The 19060-nt window shown below is 34.3% G+C and carries 15 protein-coding genes; 3 read left to right on the top strand and 12 right to left on the bottom strand.

Going from position 1 to position 19060, the window contains the following annotated elements; translation table 11 throughout:
• Positions 1–751: hypothetical protein (locus RTW14_RS09225; RefSeq protein ID WP_312649893.1), on the bottom strand; the 751-nt coding region annotated here is incomplete at its 3' end.
• Positions 752–936: 185 nt separating this feature from the next.
• The gene (locus RTW14_RS09230) at positions 937–4719 is read right to left on the bottom strand and encodes a dockerin type I domain-containing protein (RefSeq protein WP_312649896.1); all 3783 of its coding nucleotides are present in this window, start codon (positions 4717–4719) and stop codon (positions 937–939) included.
• A gap of 376 nt (positions 4720–5095) precedes the next feature.
• Between RTW14_RS09230 and RTW14_RS09235 the strand changes: the two genes are divergently transcribed.
• The 3 genes from RTW14_RS09235 to RTW14_RS09245 all read left to right on the top strand — a co-directional run bounded on the left by RTW14_RS09235 (position 5096) and on the right by RTW14_RS09245 (position 8011).
• Positions 5096–5458 carry a BlaI/MecI/CopY family transcriptional regulator gene (locus RTW14_RS09235; protein ID WP_312649900.1) on the top strand — a complete coding sequence of 121 codons (363 nt, stop codon included), beginning with the start codon at positions 5096–5098 and terminating at the stop codon, positions 5456–5458.
• 15 nt (positions 5459–5473) lie between these two features.
• Positions 5474–7150 carry a M56 family metallopeptidase gene (locus RTW14_RS09240; protein ID WP_312649904.1) on the top strand — a complete coding sequence of 559 codons (1677 nt, stop codon included), beginning with the start codon at positions 5474–5476 and terminating at the stop codon, positions 7148–7150.
• 66 nt (positions 7151–7216) lie between these two features.
• Positions 7217–8011, top strand: a complete 795-nt coding sequence (locus RTW14_RS09245; RefSeq protein WP_312649907.1) for a PdaC/SigV domain-containing protein — start codon at positions 7217–7219, stop codon at positions 8009–8011.
• A 60-nt stretch (positions 8012–8071) separates the two neighbouring features.
• Here the strand turns inward: RTW14_RS09245 and RTW14_RS09250 are convergent, their stop codons facing one another.
• The 10 genes from RTW14_RS09250 to RTW14_RS09295 all read right to left on the bottom strand — a co-directional run bounded on the left by RTW14_RS09250 (position 8072) and on the right by RTW14_RS09295 (position 18993).
• The gene (locus tag RTW14_RS09250) at positions 8072–8596 is read right to left on the bottom strand and encodes a GNAT family N-acetyltransferase (protein WP_312649909.1); all 525 of its coding nucleotides are present in this window, start codon (positions 8594–8596) and stop codon (positions 8072–8074) included.
• Between the two features lie 25 nt (positions 8597–8621).
• The gene (locus RTW14_RS09255; RefSeq protein WP_312649911.1) at positions 8622–9713 is read right to left on the bottom strand and encodes an ornithine cyclodeaminase family domain; all 1092 of its coding nucleotides are present in this window, start codon (positions 9711–9713) and stop codon (positions 8622–8624) included.
• Between the two features lie 146 nt (positions 9714–9859).
• The gene (locus RTW14_RS09260) at positions 9860–11107 is read right to left on the bottom strand and encodes a hypothetical protein (protein ID WP_312649914.1); all 1248 of its coding nucleotides are present in this window, start codon (positions 11105–11107) and stop codon (positions 9860–9862) included.
• Positions 11104–12648, bottom strand: a complete 1545-nt coding sequence (locus tag RTW14_RS09265) for a glycosyltransferase family 2 protein (protein WP_312649917.1) — start codon at positions 12646–12648, stop codon at positions 11104–11106. The genes RTW14_RS09260 and RTW14_RS09265 overlap by 4 nt, the downstream gene beginning before the upstream one ends.
• Before the next feature lie 263 nt (positions 12649–12911).
• Positions 12912–13517 (bottom strand): hypothetical protein, encoded by a 606-nt coding sequence (locus RTW14_RS09270; RefSeq protein WP_312649920.1) that lies wholly within the window; start codon positions 13515–13517, stop codon positions 12912–12914.
• A gap of 97 nt (positions 13518–13614) precedes the next feature.
• On the bottom strand, positions 13615–14094 hold the full coding sequence (locus tag RTW14_RS09275; RefSeq protein ID WP_312649923.1) for a GNAT family N-acetyltransferase: 480 nt from the start codon (positions 14092–14094) through the stop codon (positions 13615–13617).
• A 136-nt stretch (positions 14095–14230) separates the two neighbouring features.
• Positions 14231–15709 carry a dihydrolipoyl dehydrogenase family protein gene (locus RTW14_RS09280; protein ID WP_312649927.1) on the bottom strand — a complete coding sequence of 493 codons (1479 nt, stop codon included), beginning with the start codon at positions 15707–15709 and terminating at the stop codon, positions 14231–14233.
• A gap of 67 nt (positions 15710–15776) precedes the next feature.
• A complete protein-coding gene (locus RTW14_RS09285; protein WP_312649930.1) occupies positions 15777–16910 on the bottom strand; it encodes a hypothetical protein in 1134 nt (377 codons plus the stop codon).
• A gap of 17 nt (positions 16911–16927) precedes the next feature.
• Positions 16928–18253, bottom strand: a complete 1326-nt coding sequence (locus RTW14_RS09290) for a hypothetical protein (RefSeq protein ID WP_312649932.1) — start codon at positions 18251–18253, stop codon at positions 16928–16930.
• Positions 18254–18324: 71 nt separating this feature from the next.
• A complete protein-coding gene (locus RTW14_RS09295) occupies positions 18325–18993 on the bottom strand; it encodes a PspA/IM30 family protein (protein WP_312649935.1) in 669 nt (222 codons plus the stop codon).
• Positions 18994–19060 lie beyond the last annotated feature (67 nt).

Raw genomic sequence — 19060 nt, forward strand, 5'->3', positions numbered from 1 at the left:
TCCAGCTGTCAAACTTCTTTCCTGTTGGTGCTGTCAGTCCGCTTCCATCTGGTAATGCGGATGAAGTTTGTCCATCTGCTACCTGCATTGAGGTTACACTTCCGGTTCCTCCGTTTGCATCAAAGCTTATTGTATGATTTGTCTGTGCTGCTACTACCTGAATAAATATAGAATTTACACTTGGATTATATTCCGAACCTATGTCACCATTTAATAATGGTAATTGCTCAATTTTATCCTGAACAAAAGAAAATTCATATGTTCCAGGAATAGCATCTGCCTTTACAGGTATTAAAAAGGTTACTAAGTCTACAGAGTTATCTGCACCTCCACAATCATCTAGCATATAATCATTATCTGGAGTATGTGCCCCATAGGCAAATCTATCAGATGATGAAAAATATGGCCACTGAATAGAAGGCTCTAATTTCAGTTTATTTTCTGAAGAAAATGTCGTATCAAACGTTGGATTGGTAAATACATTTTCATTCATCTTTATATATACTGTAGCACCCCAAAGTCCTGTATCTCCATTTGTTAACATATAATGAATGTTATTGGTGCCAGTTAATTTTAAAGTAATTTTAGCTGTTTCTCCTACAGACACTACTGGCGTATCTGCATTTAGTTCAAGCTTTATATCCGCTGTAGCTGCATGTGCTTCCATAGGAAAATAGACTAAATTGATAATTAGTAGTAATACTAAAAACAGTCCTATTTGCCTAAAATAATCCCTGCACTTTTTTTTCATACTGATTCCTCCTTCTACAAAATATTATGATTTTGCATATTTTTATATGGCCATTTGTATCTCTTTTCAAAATAAACGATTGTCCATCAAAAAATTTCTTCTTATAACGAATTTATCTCTATTATTCAAAATGGTACCTAAACAGAATCTAAACATTTATATTATTCTGATTTTTTGTTCGTTTGCTATTGAACAATGCTTACTTTACCCATAACATGATTTTTTAAAGCTAATGTATCGGTGGTTGTTATGGTATTACTCTTATTCATATCCGCACTATACAGCATAATAGGATTTGTTATTCCTACTTTTCCCATAACATGGTTCTTCACCATTAATGTATCCGTTGTAGTTATAGTTCCGCTGCAATTCACATCTCCTCTGATTACAACATAATATGTTTTCACAAGATTATTTGATGTATCATACAGCTCTATCTTAAAGTTGGTTCCCACTACTGTACTTGAGTCATTAGAGGCAACCTCTGTATGGGTTGAAGAAGTCGGGTTCCATTTATAGGTTTTAACGGTACCGTTTGTCACATTAAAGTATGACATAACTTGACTTACCTTCTCTGCCATAGGATTCAGTCCTTCAATTAAGTTATATGTAGTTCCGTCTTTTGTGTATTCTGTGAGCCTCAAATTAGGACTTGTGGCAGACCCGACTATTGCCAAGTTTGGTACTACAGGCTGATACCCGCCTATGACGATTTGCAGTGGTTCACTTACATTTCCTGCCGCATCTTTTACCTGAACATACAAATACTTAACTCCTGCAGACAAACCTGTCATAGAAATAGTATTCATAGCACCGGAAGGAGTTCCTGCTCCACTTGTATCGATACCTGGATCTGCAGTAACACTGTCCAATACCTTATAATAATACGTCCCTGTTTCATTTGACACAAATGCCACAGTGGCCTTATCATCTGAAATACGGGTTTTAGTGATTTCCGACAAAACAGGTTTAGTGGTGTCAGACTCTTCAAACGCCGGGATACGTATTTTATATGGTGTCGCTGCATTACCCGCCTTATCCTTTGCATAGATATATACATCCTTTGCTCCTGAGGTTAAATCTTGAATCTCATCATATGCTAATTGATTTATCGTACATGCTGAATACGTAATTACAGTAGGTGGGACTGGTGTGACACCTTCATCAACTACAACCTTATCCCAATAAACAAATTCATTCGGTTGGAATCTTATAGCTGCTATTGTTCCGCCTTCTAATCTATAGGCTGTGCCAAGGGATAAAACAGGGGGCTGATCATCAACAGTCTGCCATATTGTACCTTTTGTCACTGAGCTTTCAGCTCCATTTAAATCTTTAACCAGAAAATAGATATCCTTGTCTCCCTCTGTTAAGTTATCAACAGTAAATTCTTTTAATATTTTAGCCTCAACACTTATTCCCGCACCTGATGTATCAATAACAGGGACAGGGTCTCCATGGTTTACAACACTGCAATATAAATTACCGCTGACTGTTGAAGTTAATTTCACATATGCTGTAGTTGGAGAATTACGCATTGCTGCCAGATCATTTATGGCCGGTACCTGATATGGTGCAACATAAGCTGAGAGCACCTGACTTAAATTTCCTGCTTTATCTTTTGCAATAATGCAAACTGTCATTGCTTCAGATGTGTTTAAGTATACATTAAATGTATTTAATCCTGCCTGACACGGGCTTCCTACTCCTGTAGTATTTATAAGGTTTGAATCAGTAATAGCAGAAGTAGTAACCAAATAGTAATAACTTCCTGCCTCACTGCTTTCAAAGGTTATATCTGCATATGCAGGTGCTGTTCTCTTAACGTTATTCTGGGAAAGAACCGGTATAGTTGTATCCGCTGCTGCATCAATATCCACCTTCCATACTGTGCTTAAATTTCCTGCCTTATCTTTTAACTGCAGGTACAAATCCTTTGCTCCCGCTGTCAGTCCTGAAATATCAATGGTATTTGCACCCTTGATGCAAGCTGTTCCCGTTCCTCCTGTATTTATTACAGGGGCTGTCTGATTATCATCTACTACCACATAATAGCTGCTTCCTGCTTCACTGGAAGTAAAGGTTATTTGGGCTGCGGTATCTGAGCTGCGCCCTGCGATGCTGTCTGATATAACCGGATTCACCGTATCATTTAAATCCACTTTCTGAACATCTGATATATTTCCTGCAACATCTTTTGCACATAGATAAAGATCCTTATTTCCTACAGTTAATCCACTTGGTGTAAAGACATTTTCTCCAGCTGTACAGTTAAAGGCAGTTGTACCGGTAAGGATGGCTGCCGTAGGTTCTGCAGCTCCGTCTGCCATCAATTTATAGTAGTACTTTCCGGATTCATTTACTGTAAAGCGGACACTTGAATCCACATCGGAGGACCGGATAGCTGAAAGACTGGTAATCACAGGAGGTGTCGTATCCGCCATGGCGGGAATATCATATTTTACTATCTGGCTGTTATTTCCCGCTGCGTCCTTTACAGTTACATAAATATCCTTTTCTCCATCGGTCAAAGGGATATTTGCCTCCGCTCCAAATGAGTTGCAGAAAATTCCCATTCCTGAAGTATCTATATCTGGTACTGGAGCTCCATCGTCCACAAGGGTATAATACAAATATCCCGGTTCATTTGTAGTAATCTTTATTGCTCCGCTGGTACTACTGATACGTGAGGCAGTGCCAAAACTAATCACTGGTGCAACAGAATCTGTATATTTTGCAAATTTTGTAACAAATGAGTTAGAATCTGTAGCTTTTTTCTGCTTTCCAAAGACCAATAATTCACCATTAATTTTTTTAATTGCTCCAACATATTCTCCATATGGATCAAAATTAATTCCCTGCCTGATGGTAGTACTTCCGCCTATCCAAATAAGATTTGTGCCATCATATGCTGCAACATAGGTTTGGTAAGGAACAGTGCCTTTCCAATAATTCATAACTGTTGAAATATATAATTTTCCATTGTACGCTTCAACATTTGTTAAACTAGAACAATAATAAGTAGCCTGAGGTGGTTCAAAGTCTGTGTTTCCTCCGTTATAGGTCATCTGAACCCACTGATTATTTTTAACATCATATTTTCTGCAGTAAATCCCCTCCATTCTACTCTCAAATGCATACAGTTCATTATTGTATACAACCAATTTACTCATTAAATTGTTTATCTCTCCCCCATATGCACTCCATGAAATGCCGTCAAATTTTATAACTTTACTCAGGAATGTACGTTGATACTGATCGAATCCCGTTAATTTATTTATAGCTACATACATAGCATCCTCTGTCTTGGTAACTCGAAACGAAGTACTCTTAGTATGAGAATCCAGTGGAATACCACCATCTGCTTCATTCCAGTTATCCTGCCCATCATCATATACCAGAACCCTTACTTTATAACCTTCACTGTCTTTCGATACAAATATTGCATACAACTTATCCTTAAAAACAATCAATTGATGGCTTTCTATACTATCGGATGAACTTACATTTATGCCGTAGGGTTCACTGTATCCTACTTCTTTCCAGCCCGTTGTGTTATAGCCCTTTACCTTTAGTCTGCTCGAACCCGCTAAATTTTCAACAAATGCTACATAGAGCTTGTCTTTGTAAAAAACCATACTAGATGAGTAACCATCAGAAGACACGATATCATTATTTATATACTCCCAACCAGAACCGTTATATTTTTGTATTCTTACTTTATTAGTATCTCCTGTATAATCATTTTGAAGAGCATACATTTCTCCGTTATGGTCTACTATATCTTGAATACCTGCTTTATTTGGATCATATGAATTGATTCCATCATAATCATAGGTGAAATTTGAGCTACCAGGATTATAGACTGTACTTTCGTCTGCGTATACTGCACTATATGGCATCAATGTGATAATCATGGTTATGCCTAAAATATAAGAAATAACTTTTTTAAATGACCTTTCTTTCATAAATATTTACGCCCCTTCCGTAAAAATCTGTTATCTATCTCTTCTTAGATAATTTCAGTTTGATTAAAAAAAGAATTTTATTCCACTCCTTTCTTTCACATTGAAATTCACTTTTATGATATTATTTCGGCGACAGAATTTTTCTTAATTATACAAATCATAACTAAACAAAATCTAAACATTTTGACAATTTGGAATATTTTTCTCTATTTAATTACAATTTTTTATTTCATAAAGTTATTCAATAATTTGGTATATTTAAATATTGACATTCTGGTCTATAAGTTATAGAATAAAAAAACCGCTTAGTCTATAGGATATAGACCAAGCGGTAATAAAGGGGTCTCAAATATTTTTAAATGAAGGAGGTGAATTAATGAGCGGTTATAAACTGACAAAAACTGAATCCAAATTTGCAGATTTAATCTGGCAGAATGAACCGATCACTTCAGGTGACTTAGCCAAATTATGTGAAGCGGAAATGAAATGGAAGAAATCAACCACTTATACAGTCTTAAAAAAACTATGTGAGAAAGGTATTTTTCAAAATGAGAATGCTACAGTAACATCTTGTTTCAAAAAAGAAGAGTTCTATGCAAAACAAAGCAGGTACTTTGTTGAAGATTTTTTTGGAGGCTCTCTTCCAAAATTTCTTACAGCTTTTATTGGCGGAAATAAACTAAGCAGTAAACAAGCAGAAGCACTAAAAAAACTGATTGATGAATATAAGGAGGATTAGAAAGGGGGATTAGAAATGAATGAACTATTTTTTTCAGTTTTACATATGAGCATAACAGCAAGCTATGTCATTCTTTTTATCATTATACTTCGGCTGCCACTAAAAAAAGTTCCCCAAAATATATCTTATGCTTTATGGAGTATCGCGGCATTCCGTCTTCTTTGCCCGTTTTCCTTTGAAAGTATGATAAGCTTTATACCCACCGGCACAGAAGAAATTCCACAATACATATTCCATAATCAAATGACTCACACAAATAATAATGCTTTAGAAACCTTTACTGGAAAAGCATTAACGGTGACACCAACAAATTATGATGTATCCCCTGTGCAGACCTTTTTTAATTCATGGTCCGGGTATATTTGGATTACCGGTATTGTTTTAATGCTTATTTACAGTATTGTTTGTATATTGATTTTAAAGAACCATTTAAAACATGCCCAGCACCTTAAATCTAATATTTATGAAGCAGTCAATATCAAGACCCCATTTGTACTTGGAATACTTAGTCCTAAAATTTATCTGCCAGCAGGATTAACAGAAGATGAAAAAAGATATATCATTCAACACGAAAAAACTCATATTTCACGATTTGATCATATGGTTAAGCTTTTGGCTTTTCTAATATTGTGCATACATTGGTTCAATCCTTTAGTCTGGATAGGGTTTTTACTAATGAGTACCGATATGGAACTATCCTGTGATGAAAAGGTTATCAGAAAAATGGGCATAGAAATAAAAAAGGATTATTCTACTTCCCTGCTTTCCCTTGCAACAAACCACCGCATTATAAATGGCAGCCCTCTTGCTTTTGGTGAAAGAAATGTTAAAGGAAGAATAAAAAATGTATTAAATTACAAAAAACCGGTTCCTTGGATTATAGCTTTTTCAATTGTAATGGTATGCATTATAGGCGTGGGCCTGCTTGCCAACCCTAAACCCGAAGCTTTAGATAAGCTTAAAATTACTGCTGAAAATACATCAAATTTAGAGCAAAGCATTTCAAACGCCTTATTGAATCATTACAAAAATGAATTCAATAGTCCTTGGTATGAAGTAGCAGCAGAAGGACATATAACACTTGATTCAGAAGAAAAAGATGGTATTACTAAGGTTTATTTACTTGAAGAGTACTATGAATTTTCTTTTGAAGATAACAATTTAACAGCAAGTAGCGGCCATGGAGAAAATGTGGCTGTACTTACATTAAAAAAAGACAGTAAAGGGGATTATATTTACGATAATTTAAAAGCACCTCTTACTGATGGAGAGTATTATTCTTTTATAAAAGATTTATTTTCGTCCACTGCATTAGAAAAGTTAAGCTCAACTGATCGTGAAAAAAGCAAAGCAGACTTAGATTCACAATGTGAAGCTTATGCCAAAGCTTACCTGAAAAAAGCCAGCAGAGACGGTGAAATTTATATTTATCAAAAAGAAAAAGAGAGACCCGATATTAACTCTGAGACCGCCAACTATATTTTTGAAAACTATAGTGAATATCCATACTGGATAGGCACCCGTGAGACTGTTGAAAATGGAACCAGATATGTATACGAAACGTCATGGCAGGATAAGGGCAGTCTAAACGGTATTTTAACTTTTATCAAAAAAAATTATAATGGAGATATAGTCAAAACAACTAAATTCGAAATAAAAGATAATAAAATATTACCTATAAGCAACAAGTAATTTGAGACCAAAGTCAAATTAAAAAGAATTATAAAATAAAAGAACCAGAATCAGAAAGGATTAAAAATGAAAAAATATAATGTAGCACTTATTCTAATTTTAGCACTTAGCTTATGTTTATCAGGCTGTAGCCAAAATAAAGCACCGTCTGAGGATACAAAAAAAGAAGTGCAAAAAGAAAATACAAAGAAAATCGAGACCATGTATGAATTAAAATCAGAGAGATTTAAAGATAAAGATGTGATTATTAATTATCCTCAGCTTATAAATCTTACAGACACCTCTGCACAGGAAAAAATAAATGAAATGATTAAAAACAAAGCATTTTTAGCTTATAATGAAATGGTAAAGCAAGGCGAACCATTTTCATATGAGCTTAAATATGATGTTAAGTACAGCAGTCCGGAATTGCTGAGCATAAGGTTTAATGACTATGTCAACTTTACTCAGTCTGCTCACCCAAGCAACTCTGTTGAAACTTTAAATATAGACATCAAGAATCAGAAAGTCATAAAATTAAGTGACTTTGTAAATATAAACGAAGGATTTGTTGACTTATTTAAAAATGGAAAATACCTGTCACCTTATCCAGATCAAACTCCGGAATTAATGGAATCCATTAAAAATATACTAGATGAAACGGATACTAAAGGATGGATAGATCTCCTAAAAAATGCTGATTCTTTTGATATTTATAGTGGAAACCAATATTCCTATTTAACCAAAGACAGCTTAGTAATCGTTATAAGCGTGCCTCACGTCATGGGTGACTATGCTGAATTTGAAATAAACTATAAGGATTTATCTGACTATAAGAAAACGGACAATGATATTTGGAAAGTCCTTGAAGCAGACAAATAAAGATAATTTAAAAGCAGTGAAAACACATTATTTTTCACTGCTTTTATTTTTTATTTGTATCTATAAAATAAGCCTTTTTTCCAAACAAATAAGCTGTACACCTTCAATTCCATTAAAAATGCAGGAAACTACTCCTACTTCTTTATATCCTATTTTTTCATAAAATTTTCTTGCTCCTAGATTTTTAGCATTTGTATCCATACGGAGATATTCAATCCCCAATTGTGCAGAAAACTCCTCATAAAACTCAACAAACTGTTTTCCATATCCTTTATTAGACATCTCTGGGTCAACTACAAGCGTATGTAAAACCATTATTTCATCATCAGGTACTTGGTACGTCCAATTACAATCTCTGTATTCTTGAACTTGAGTTTGATTAATTATTGCAGCAGCCACTATACAATTATTATCCTCCAGCACAAACAGTTCATTTCTATTGAACGCCTTTTGAGCTGTATCTTCTGTAGGATATACTCCCCTTTTCCATCCAACACATAAAGTTTGCTCCTCTTCTTTTTTTATAATAGCGTCATATATTTTGACAATACCTTGTATATCATTTTGGGTTGCCTTGCGTATCATTTTGTCTCCTCCTCCTATTTAGGCTTTAAATATTTAGACCTTTGCAAAGATTTCCTACAAAATCCTGTACATTTGTTACGATACCCTTTGCTCCTAAGCTTCCCCTGTCACCTAGCTTATTTACAGCAAACTCAGCAGTATCTACAGTATAAAAGAACACTTCCCTTATAGTTCCATCTGAAAGGACTCTGTAAGTAGGCGTCATATTTCCTGATGCAATAGTATGCAAAGTTGTAGCCATGCCAATAACAGTAGTCGCTTTTCGGAGATGTGATCTCATTGCATCCTGACCGTCATATGTATGCTCGTATACGTCTGGTAATGGTCCATCATCTCTTATGGATCCATTTAGCACAAATGGCACATGTTTTTTTACAAGGCTGTACATGATTCCATCCGAAATATTTTCTTTTTCGATAAAGCTTGCAATAGAACCATGTAGGTTAACTTTGTTTATTGTATCAATATGATTATAGTGACCATTAAAATGCGGTCTTTGTGAATAAAGATCTTGTCCCAGGGCAGTTCCCAAAAGACCTGCTTCAAGATCATGGGTCGCAAGTGCATTACCTGCTAACAATGCATGAACATATCCATTTTCTATTAACTTTGAAAAGCATTTTCTTGCTTCAATGTCAAAAGTGCAAGCAGGGCCCAGGACCCAGACAACATATCCGTTTTCTTTTTCATGCTTCAAAAGTCCATTTATAAAATCATAATCACAGGAGAATCCAGTTTCCCTGCTTCTGCCCTGCCTGAAGGCAAATGCCTCTTCTTTATTTTGCTTCTCTGACCTAAAGCAGTCATTATGAACATAGATTCCTTCTTCACAGTTCTCTGTACGACCCATTATCACGGCATCACCACAGCGAATGTTTCGAAACTCTTTGACAAATATCTTTCCATTTTCATATATTGCAACGCAATCCATTCTTGAATCTTCAGCAAGGAGCCATTCACCATTTATCTTGTAATATTCGGGAAAAATAGAAGTTGCATGAAATTCCAAGGGAGCTACCATATCCTTTGGTGCATATTCTAAAATTGCATCCGGAGAATTTATAAATTTATCTAATGAAAAATCCGGCTTGCAATATTCATTTAATTTAAAAAACATAACGTTATCCTTCTTCATTTCTACAAATTTTTTAAAGTAAGTATATCATATAATTCATATTTACCCAAGGAAGATATAATTTTTTTTATAATATCCTTGTACTTTTCACCTTACTACAATAATAAAACAATCTGTAAATCGTAGTGCTATGCATTCTTTAAAAAACTAATTACTTTTAGCCAAGCTACTTTAGTACTTTCGAAATCTTTGTAATGTTTCTCTACATGCGTATGATAAAATTCAAGTTCGTCCAATATATTTTTAAATTCGTCACTGCCAAAATAGTCACAAACCTTTGGAATTACATTTGATAAATTCTTTTTCATTTTAGTGATTTCCATTTCATAACTCTCTCTTTGAGTTATATAAAGCAAAAGTGGCTTATACCGAACCCAACCGATTGAAGCCTTTAAGAATCTTTTAGTAATTGCTCCTGAATCCGCCTTTATAACTTTTAATTTGTTAGGAAGAACTCCAAGGAGCAAATGGTCATAAGTAGAAAATCCATCATGAAATGTATAGCAAGGAACTTTTCTTATCGTACACTCACCAATGCAGGTACTTAAAAAGGTGTCTTCCCCTCTTGCTCCAGGTGGATTATAAAATGGAAATAATTTATCCAGATTATTAAGGTTAAATCCTAAATTAGCACCCGAAATAAATTTCATTCCATTTATTTCTTTAACAACCTCAATTCTTTTACTATTAATTATATCAAGATTAGCGTACGTCACTCCTCCGTCATTCATTTTTTGTTTCACTGACTCCCAGTTAATAATGTCATTGCTTATAGATTCTATAAAAATTTTAAAATCATCTTCAGATAACTTGTCATTAAAATCTAAATATGGTATTGGTGAAATATACCCACAATGATGACCATGCGTCATATCCGCATCTTTAATGTTGCTAATATGCGTGGATAAAACCTCTTGCCCCTTCCAAACAATGCTATCATTAATTTTAATAGTTGCTATTGGATATTCGTCATCATCAAGAAAAATAAGATAGTCCATTTTATTTTTCATTGCAAAATACAAAACCAAATTTCTTTTCATTGCATAGCCTTCACCAAATATCAATTTTGCTTCTTTTAAATTAATTACCTTTTTTTCTATCAGGTATTGTGCCTCATTTGTTATTGAAGAGTTTCCTAAGTAATAAACAGAATCAATCCGATCTAATATTTCTTCATCTGTAATTTTATAATCACTTACTTTTGTCTTTGAATATTTTAAGTCGTAAGCAACAAATAAATGTAGCGCAATTTTTTTATTATCAACAAGACCCGATTCATTCCAGTTATCTACATATGTTTTAACTACATTTTTAAAATTCTTACGTCCTGTAACAAATCCGACACCAACATTTATTTTCTTTTCTTGAATTTTCATCTTGATTCCTCATTCCACTTAACCAAATTGGGATTTACGTCCATAATAGAATCGTATTGATCCTTGTTTCCATATATTGCATCAGGATCTAAAAGCTCATACCTTTTAGCCTTCTTCAGTCTATCTTTTACCGTTGACCACCCCAAATGCTTTATTCGGAATTTAGATTCAGCCTTCGGAAGAGAAAAAGTATTCATCGGAAACCTTCCGCAATGTTGTGCTGTTTCATTCCATGCATAATTAAAACCGGGCTGGTATCTCATTAAAAAAGGTCTAAAAATACTGTGTGCATTCCAATATTCATCCTCGCGATAATGAGTTTTATCCCACATGTCATATAGTCTAAAGCAATAACAATCACAATTTATATTATCCACAAGTTTCTGAGCATTATCCCAAAAGCTTTCTTCTACTATTTCATCTGCATCAAGGTTTAAAATCCAATTAGGATTTCTTTTTATGGTTTCATTCCATTGCTTTTTCCTGAGTTCTACCTCAGTTGCGAACAGGGATTTCTCATTTTTTGTAATATATAGAGGGATACCCTGTAATATTTGTTGACAAATTTGAACTGTATCATCAGTGCTCGCATCATCAATTATGACAGCCTCATCAATATGGTCTTTTAGGCTATTCAGCACTTGCTTTAGATACCGTCCCTGCTCATTCTTCACTACCATAGAAAGAGTAATTTTATTTCCGCATTTTTTATATTTACGTACAAATGCAATGTCTGTTTCACAGCTTTTTACATAATCTTGCACACCAGCCAAATCTTGCTCTCTGTAAATATGGTATGCGGGGTAACATGTATCTACAAAAATATCAATGCCAATCACCGCTGCTCGTATGCAGAAAAATCGATCTTCGCCATGTATTGTCAAGTTTTTAATAGGCTTGAAATTAACGCCTTCTAACAATGCAACTCTGCTAATCAATGTGCATGCACCTAATCCGCCCACTTCATATATGCCAGGAATTTTGAGTTGATTCAGAAATTTAGTCTGCCTTCTATTCATTTCTTCTTCGCTTAGTGTCTCTCCTAATCTCTTAGGCACCAAATCATATTCGTCAAACAGCCAGACATTTGGTTCGAAAGGTCTATCATTATGCCACTTGCTCCAAAATATTTCAGATATAATATCCTTATTTGCAGTCTTTAAATGTTCAATCAAATTAGGGTGCAGAATCAAATCGGAATCAACAAAAAACAGATAATCATAATTATTGCTTATGGCATAGTCAATAATAAAGTTCTTATAATTTGCCACCTTTAACATCAAACTATCATCCCAGTGATGCGTTTCATCATTACACAAATATGCTCCATTACCTTTACCCTCAACAATGGTAACGGTTGATTCCTCTCTCTTAAAGCTAGCTAAAAGCTGCTTGGAGCTTTCATCAATATTGTCATCTACAAACATATAATCTATAGAGACAGTATCCCTGTTAAGGGTTTTTAAGGACTTCAAAAATGCCTCCAGTATTTCCGGTTTTTGATATACGGGGCTGCCAACTAATACCTTTTTTTTATCCACTTATGTTAACTCCTCCATTGTATAAATTTCACATACAGCTCTATTAGCTGTGTAATGATGCTATTTTTATAAAAAAAAGCCACTTAAATAAATTAAGTGACTTTTTAAAATCCATATTCATTTCTATTGTCAGCACTCTTCACTGATGAGTGCTAACCTCCTCATTATATCATTGTATTAGCATATTGTCAAATTAGGTAAATACTATTTTATAACTACTATGATTCATTCCTTTTAAATTCCCTAACCCATTGATTCGTTATTTAGTTTGAGATTATTTGTACAGAAAGCGCATTGGTTTGTGGCGGTATACTCATAGTCTGAAACGGTTCTCTCTCTATTCTCACTATTTGGCCAGGCTGTATAGATTGTAAAGGGATCCGGTTACCTCGTCTATCCCTTAATTTTGTTGTATTACTAACCACATATCGCATCTGACGGTTTGGATTGTTTGGAACTCCAGTTAATATATATCCCAAATTTCCACTGGCATCAACATTTATTACTCTTTCCTCTACTATTTTTGATGATTTTTTTTCTTTGACTACACCTATACTAAAGGCTCTTGCTTGCGGTGGATTACTTTTTGTCATTTCTGAAGAAAATCTGGCATTAATAATATTACCTGCTCTTAACTCTCTTAAACCTATTTTATTTCCAAACTGGTCTCTTATTCTCGTATTATTATCAATGACAAGAGTAACTACTTGCATTTGTATCACCCGATTACGGTCCATTACACCATATGAAATGGTAACAAAGCCGGTTCTATTACGTATAAATGTATCTTCAATTAAGGCATTTTCTGCTGTTGTTTCTCTATGTAAAGAAGAAACATTTTTATCATAATCTTTCTTTGGCTCCTTCATGATTTTCACCTCCAAATATTCCTTTTATTACATTATATTTTTTTGACCCAATAATGTTCTTATGATGTTTATTTATATTAGAGATGATGTTAAAACATTATAATGTATCATTTAATAAAGGTGAATAGGTACAAATTATAGTTTGCCCATCCTCCATATATTCAAATGAATCTCGCTTTACTTCTTTAGTAAATCCCCATGACTTGTACATGGCACATAATTTTTCACCATCTGCGTCGTCAGCTCCAATTGTTGCCTTTGCATAGCCCTTGTCCCTTATTCTCTGCAATGCCCTGCGAATCAAAGCACTCCCCAGCTTCTTGCCTTGAAAAGCAGGGTTAACTTCAAAAGATAAAATATAGGCGGTATCCAAACCATTTGCCTGACTTTTGTCATTGCAATCCCAAATAATATGTATTTCACCAATAAAAATATGTGTTTCTTCATCCTTAATCAGCCATACTTCCTGAATGCCACTTTCAATATTCTTAATATAGCTCTCCTCAAAACTTTCATATCTGCCATTCCACAGCTCTAGCATTTCTTCAGTGCTCCCATGCTTTATACTAACATTCATTATATAAATCCTCGTCTTTTTTATGCTTAATTTTGGTTTATCTGTTTTAACAATAAAAGGCTAAGAATATTCTTCTTAACCTTTTTATAGCTTTAAAAACTGACTTACTTGTTTACGTCAATCGTGTTTTTGTTTGTCAATGAAATTTTTCAAATACCCAGGCAGTCAATTCATTAAGGGAAGGATGAATCACCATAGAATTACTGATGGGTTCGTAAGTTCCCATTTGCGGGCACATGGTTCTCAATTCTTTTATTCCCGCCTTTTCTGTACTTGCATCAACTTTTTTCTTACATTGGTAACCTTCATTCATTAGATACACGAATGGCTGCAACAAAATAGCCGCCTGGGGGCCAACAATATGAACACCCAGAATCTTTTTATCCTGACCTACAATTATTTTAATGAACCCGTTATCTTCATCTTTTTTTCTATATCCCATGGCAATTCCGCCCACCACATCAGAATAATAATTTTGGGCGGTTTTATATGAAATGCCTTTCGCTTTGACTTCTTTTTCCGTCATACCTACATGTGCTACCTGAGGATGAGTAAAGATTGTCCATGGTACAACATCATAACTAACCTCCTTTTTCTGTTTTCCAAATAAGTTTCCGCTCAAAATTAAGGCTTCATAATTAGCTTTATGCCTAAATTGGTATTTTCCATTGATGTCTCCAAGCGCCCAGATATTTTTCTGAGAAGTTTCCAAATATGAATTAGTACGAATCCAGCCCTTTTCATCTACTTCCACATTAGCATTTTCTAAAGATAGGGAATCTGCGTTTGACTGAACACCAGAAGCCACAAAGATTTCTTCACAGGCTACCGTTGTTTTTTCTTTTGTAAACTGATTTTCTACTGTTATATACTTTGAGTCCTGATCCTTAGAGACAGACAAGACAGAGCTATCAGTCAGCACATCCACACCATTTCCTTTAAACTGCTTCGCTACAAATTCAGAGATTTCTTCTTCCTCTTTGTTTAAAATACGACTGGATCTTGCTATAATTGTTACCTTTGTTCCAAGGGCAGAAAAAATATGTGCAAATTCCATGCTAATGGCTCCGCCCCCAATAATAACAAGACTTTTCCATGGCTTTTGAGGAAATTGTTCTCCAAAAAAGGTTTCTGAAGTTATATATCCAGCGTTCTCTAACCCCTCGAATGCCGGGACAGAACTTCTGGCTCCAACAGCAATAATGAATTTATCCCCATAAATCGTATCCTCAGGTTTGTCGTCATCGTAACGGATATCCATACTGTCCGTTCCAGTAAAGACGCCAGTACCTTTATACACGTCAAGATTCGGTATATCTAATAAATTACTTTCTATTTTTTTATGGAAATTAATCTGCTCCCACATTTTTTGAGAAATAATATCCCAGTTAATTTCCGGCGGGCACGTATTTATACCAATTCGATTTGATCTTTCCATTTCCCGGATAAAGTCCGCAGGATATACAAGCATTTTAGACGGAATACAGCCCTTGGTCAAACAGGTTCCACCAAATTTTGCTTTTTCAATGATTGCACATTTAAGGCCCTGATTCAATGCCTCTTCCAAAACCATTAAACCGGCTCCGCTTCCCACAACAACAACATCATACCGCATGTAAGGAACACCTCCTAATTTTTCTTTGAAACAAAAGAAATATCATATTAGTCTGCTATTAGGATTACTAATTTACTAAATCCGGGTCGATGAAAATTTCTCCTTCTTTTACATTATACTTTTTCAGAAGATCTTCTTTTTCTTCCTTAGATATCTGTTTACGCACAACAGAATATTTTGATTTAGAAGTAGTTTTAATGCCTTTATCCTCCAATGCCTGTTTTATACTTGACCATTGTTCATTGCTAATCATTTCATAAATCGGAGTATCAGGATTTGGATTATTAAAGAATGCTTCGGCTGATTTTTCATCTAGAACCAGATTCCCTTCTTCAGCTAAACTAATCATCTTTTCAACTGTATTTACATTATTCATGATAATCGTATTTCTATTCTCTAAATTGGCTACTTGTTCCGATACTTCATTAAATTCTTTTAAAAGTGGTAAAAGGTTTGAAAACTTTGACTTCACTTGTTCTGGAATGTCTACGATCTTGATTCTTTGAATAATTGCCTTGATAATATCCTCTCTTCGGGGATTAAGATAATCCTCAACAGCTTTCTTCAAGGCTTTAATTTTGTTTTCAATATCTTCACATTCTTTGATTACCTCTGCTATTTTTTTATTCCCAATTAAGCTTTGATAATTAATTCTCAGTCCTTTCCAGAGTTGATACATTTCATCAAAGGAAGAAATACCAAATTCTTTGGCCTTTTTATCTGCAATCTTTTTAAATTTCCAAAGTCTTGGTTGATACTTAAATCCAAAGATAGAAAAATAAGGTTGGTTTTCAAAATCAGCAGTCCCAAAATTCTGTTCTATCAGATAGGCAAAGGCTTCATCCTTTTCCATTTGGGAAACAAGTTCAAGATCATCATTAATAAGCAAGTTTAAATACTCTTTATATCTGCTGTCTGATTTTAAATTTTCTTCTTCTTTAATATAGTTACGTTTTATTTCTTCATGATTGGAAATGATATCATCTAAATTCATCTGATATTCTTTTTCTAATGAATCAATCTGATTATCATTAAGTGGATCAGGTATTGCTTCATCTAAAATATTTTTAGCTTCTGTATTGATTTCTTTTTCTATTGTTATGTATTTGGATTTAGAAGGTTTTAAGTCATTAGAAGTTTCTTCATAGGCCTTCATATAAAAATCCAAGCGCTCATTCAGTTTGTTAAGCTGACTATCCATTTAACCGCCTCCTATCATTACTCTAATCTTGGAGAAAGATTTTTCCCCCTCAATATTCCCGAATTGTCATCCCATAACTTCTTCCATTCCGTATAGCCAACCTTCTGACTTTCAATGTAATCCCAACTGTTAACAGATGTATCATATTTTTCATGTTTTTCTCCAGCTTTTTCAGTATCCTCTGTAACACCATTTGGACTATGCATTTCAACAGTATAATAAAACGTATAAACATCATATGGAACAGAAATGGTAACCGGCTGACCATTATTTTTGGTTACCGTTCTAGTTTTTGTCACTGGGCGTTCTTTCGTAACATTTTCATATATATCTTCTTTTTGATCATCCACAATTCTACTGCCTACGTATACTTTTTCTGTATAGGTTTCCGTATCTTGGTATGTTTCTGTTTCAGTCCATTCTTTATACTTAGGATTATTCTCTGTTACATAATCTGTACTTTTTGAAGAATATTGATTTTTTACAATCGTATAATATTGACTATGAAGTTCACTCCAATAATTATCAAAATTCGCAATTGAAGAATTAACGTTGTCTAATAATGTGTTCTGCGACAGATATTTTTCTTTCATCTGCCTAAGTTCAGTCAGACTAAGGGAACCATGTGAATCACTTGTGTACTCTTTCACATGTTCCAATCCATTTATAAAGCGTTTCTTTTGTTCGTTAATCTGTGTAAAATACATATTGGCATTGTTCTTTACCCTAGCATTTTTACCTTTTGATTGTATGATATTGAGATTGTCAAATCTTAATTTCAGCCGATCATCCAAAGATTCTTTAAATTTGCTGAACTTGGGATACTTTGAAATTAAATACTTATCCAGTTCAATGACTTCTGTGGTCTTCTCATTAAAGCTTGCTACCGACTTCTCCATTGCCGCAATTTTATCGGAAAAGATAACATTTTTTTCATCTTCATCATGCTGAAATTGATAGATTACTTTTTTAATATCTTTATGGTCAAAATCTTTTTTAATATCTGCCAGTTCTGATATTAAACTTTCATAATCATCTTTTTCTTCACCAATCTGGTCATCATAAAGTTCATACTCCTTATACATCTTAGGGTTATTCTCTAAACGATTGGAAACCTGATTAATAGTAGAATTTATCTGCTCTAAACGCGCCTCAGATTCTGTTATGTAATTTTCTGCAACATTGGCCTGATTTGTCGAAACAATAGACTGGATAAACGAAATAAAAAAGAAAACAAGTAAAATAATAATTATTGCTTTAATAACTTTTTTCTTTCTTTTTTTAAGTAACCAGCCTAGTCTTTCCCACAAAGTTAAGCGTTTCAATAATTGAATATCAGTCATTTTTCGCCTCTTATTTCTATATTATTTAAATATACCCCGACCTTAACGGGCCGGGGATATGTAATGGTGATTTATTTACCCATCTTTGCTTTTAATTGCGCCAACTTATCATCCATGGAAGAGTTGTCACTATCTTCTTTAAGTGTTTCAAATTGTGCTTCCAAAGACTGTCCATTAAGCTCTGTCATGGCGTCAGCTTCTGCAGCCATTCGGTTTACTTTTTCTTCCATTCTAGAGAAGCCTTCCGAAGAATCATTTCCGGAAATCTTTGCAGAGAATTCAGCAAGTTTCTTTTTTGTTTGTGCATTAGCCACCTTGGTAACAAGAACCTCTTTCCTGCTTTTAGCTTCATTAATCTTAGATTCAAGCTTTGAAAGAAGCAGCTTAAGGTTATCAACTTCTGCTGATTGGTTGTCAAGCTCAGGTTTAAGACTATCACGAGTTTGCTCATAACTTGACTGCTCTTCAAGTGCTTTCTTAGCTAAATCATCATTTCCCTTTTCAACAGCAAGCATAGCGTTCTTTTCCCAAACATCAACTTGCTTTTGCGCTTCATTATACTTATTCTGGGTCATATTACGTGCAGCAATAGTTTTTGCAACCATAGCCTGTGTTTCTTTGTATTCCTGTTCCATATCCATGATATACTTCTCAAGCATCACCTCAGGATCTTCAACCTTATCAATCAATGCATTAATATTTGCATCCAATAGGTCGGCAACTCTTTTTATAAAACTCATATATTTTCTCCTTATATATTTAAATTTTACATTTTTCTAATTATAGCATAATTTACCATTTATGACA

This window comes from Aminipila sp. (assembly GCF_032051575.1).
Classification (GTDB): domain Bacteria; phylum Bacillota; class Clostridia; order Peptostreptococcales; family Anaerovoracaceae; genus Aminipila.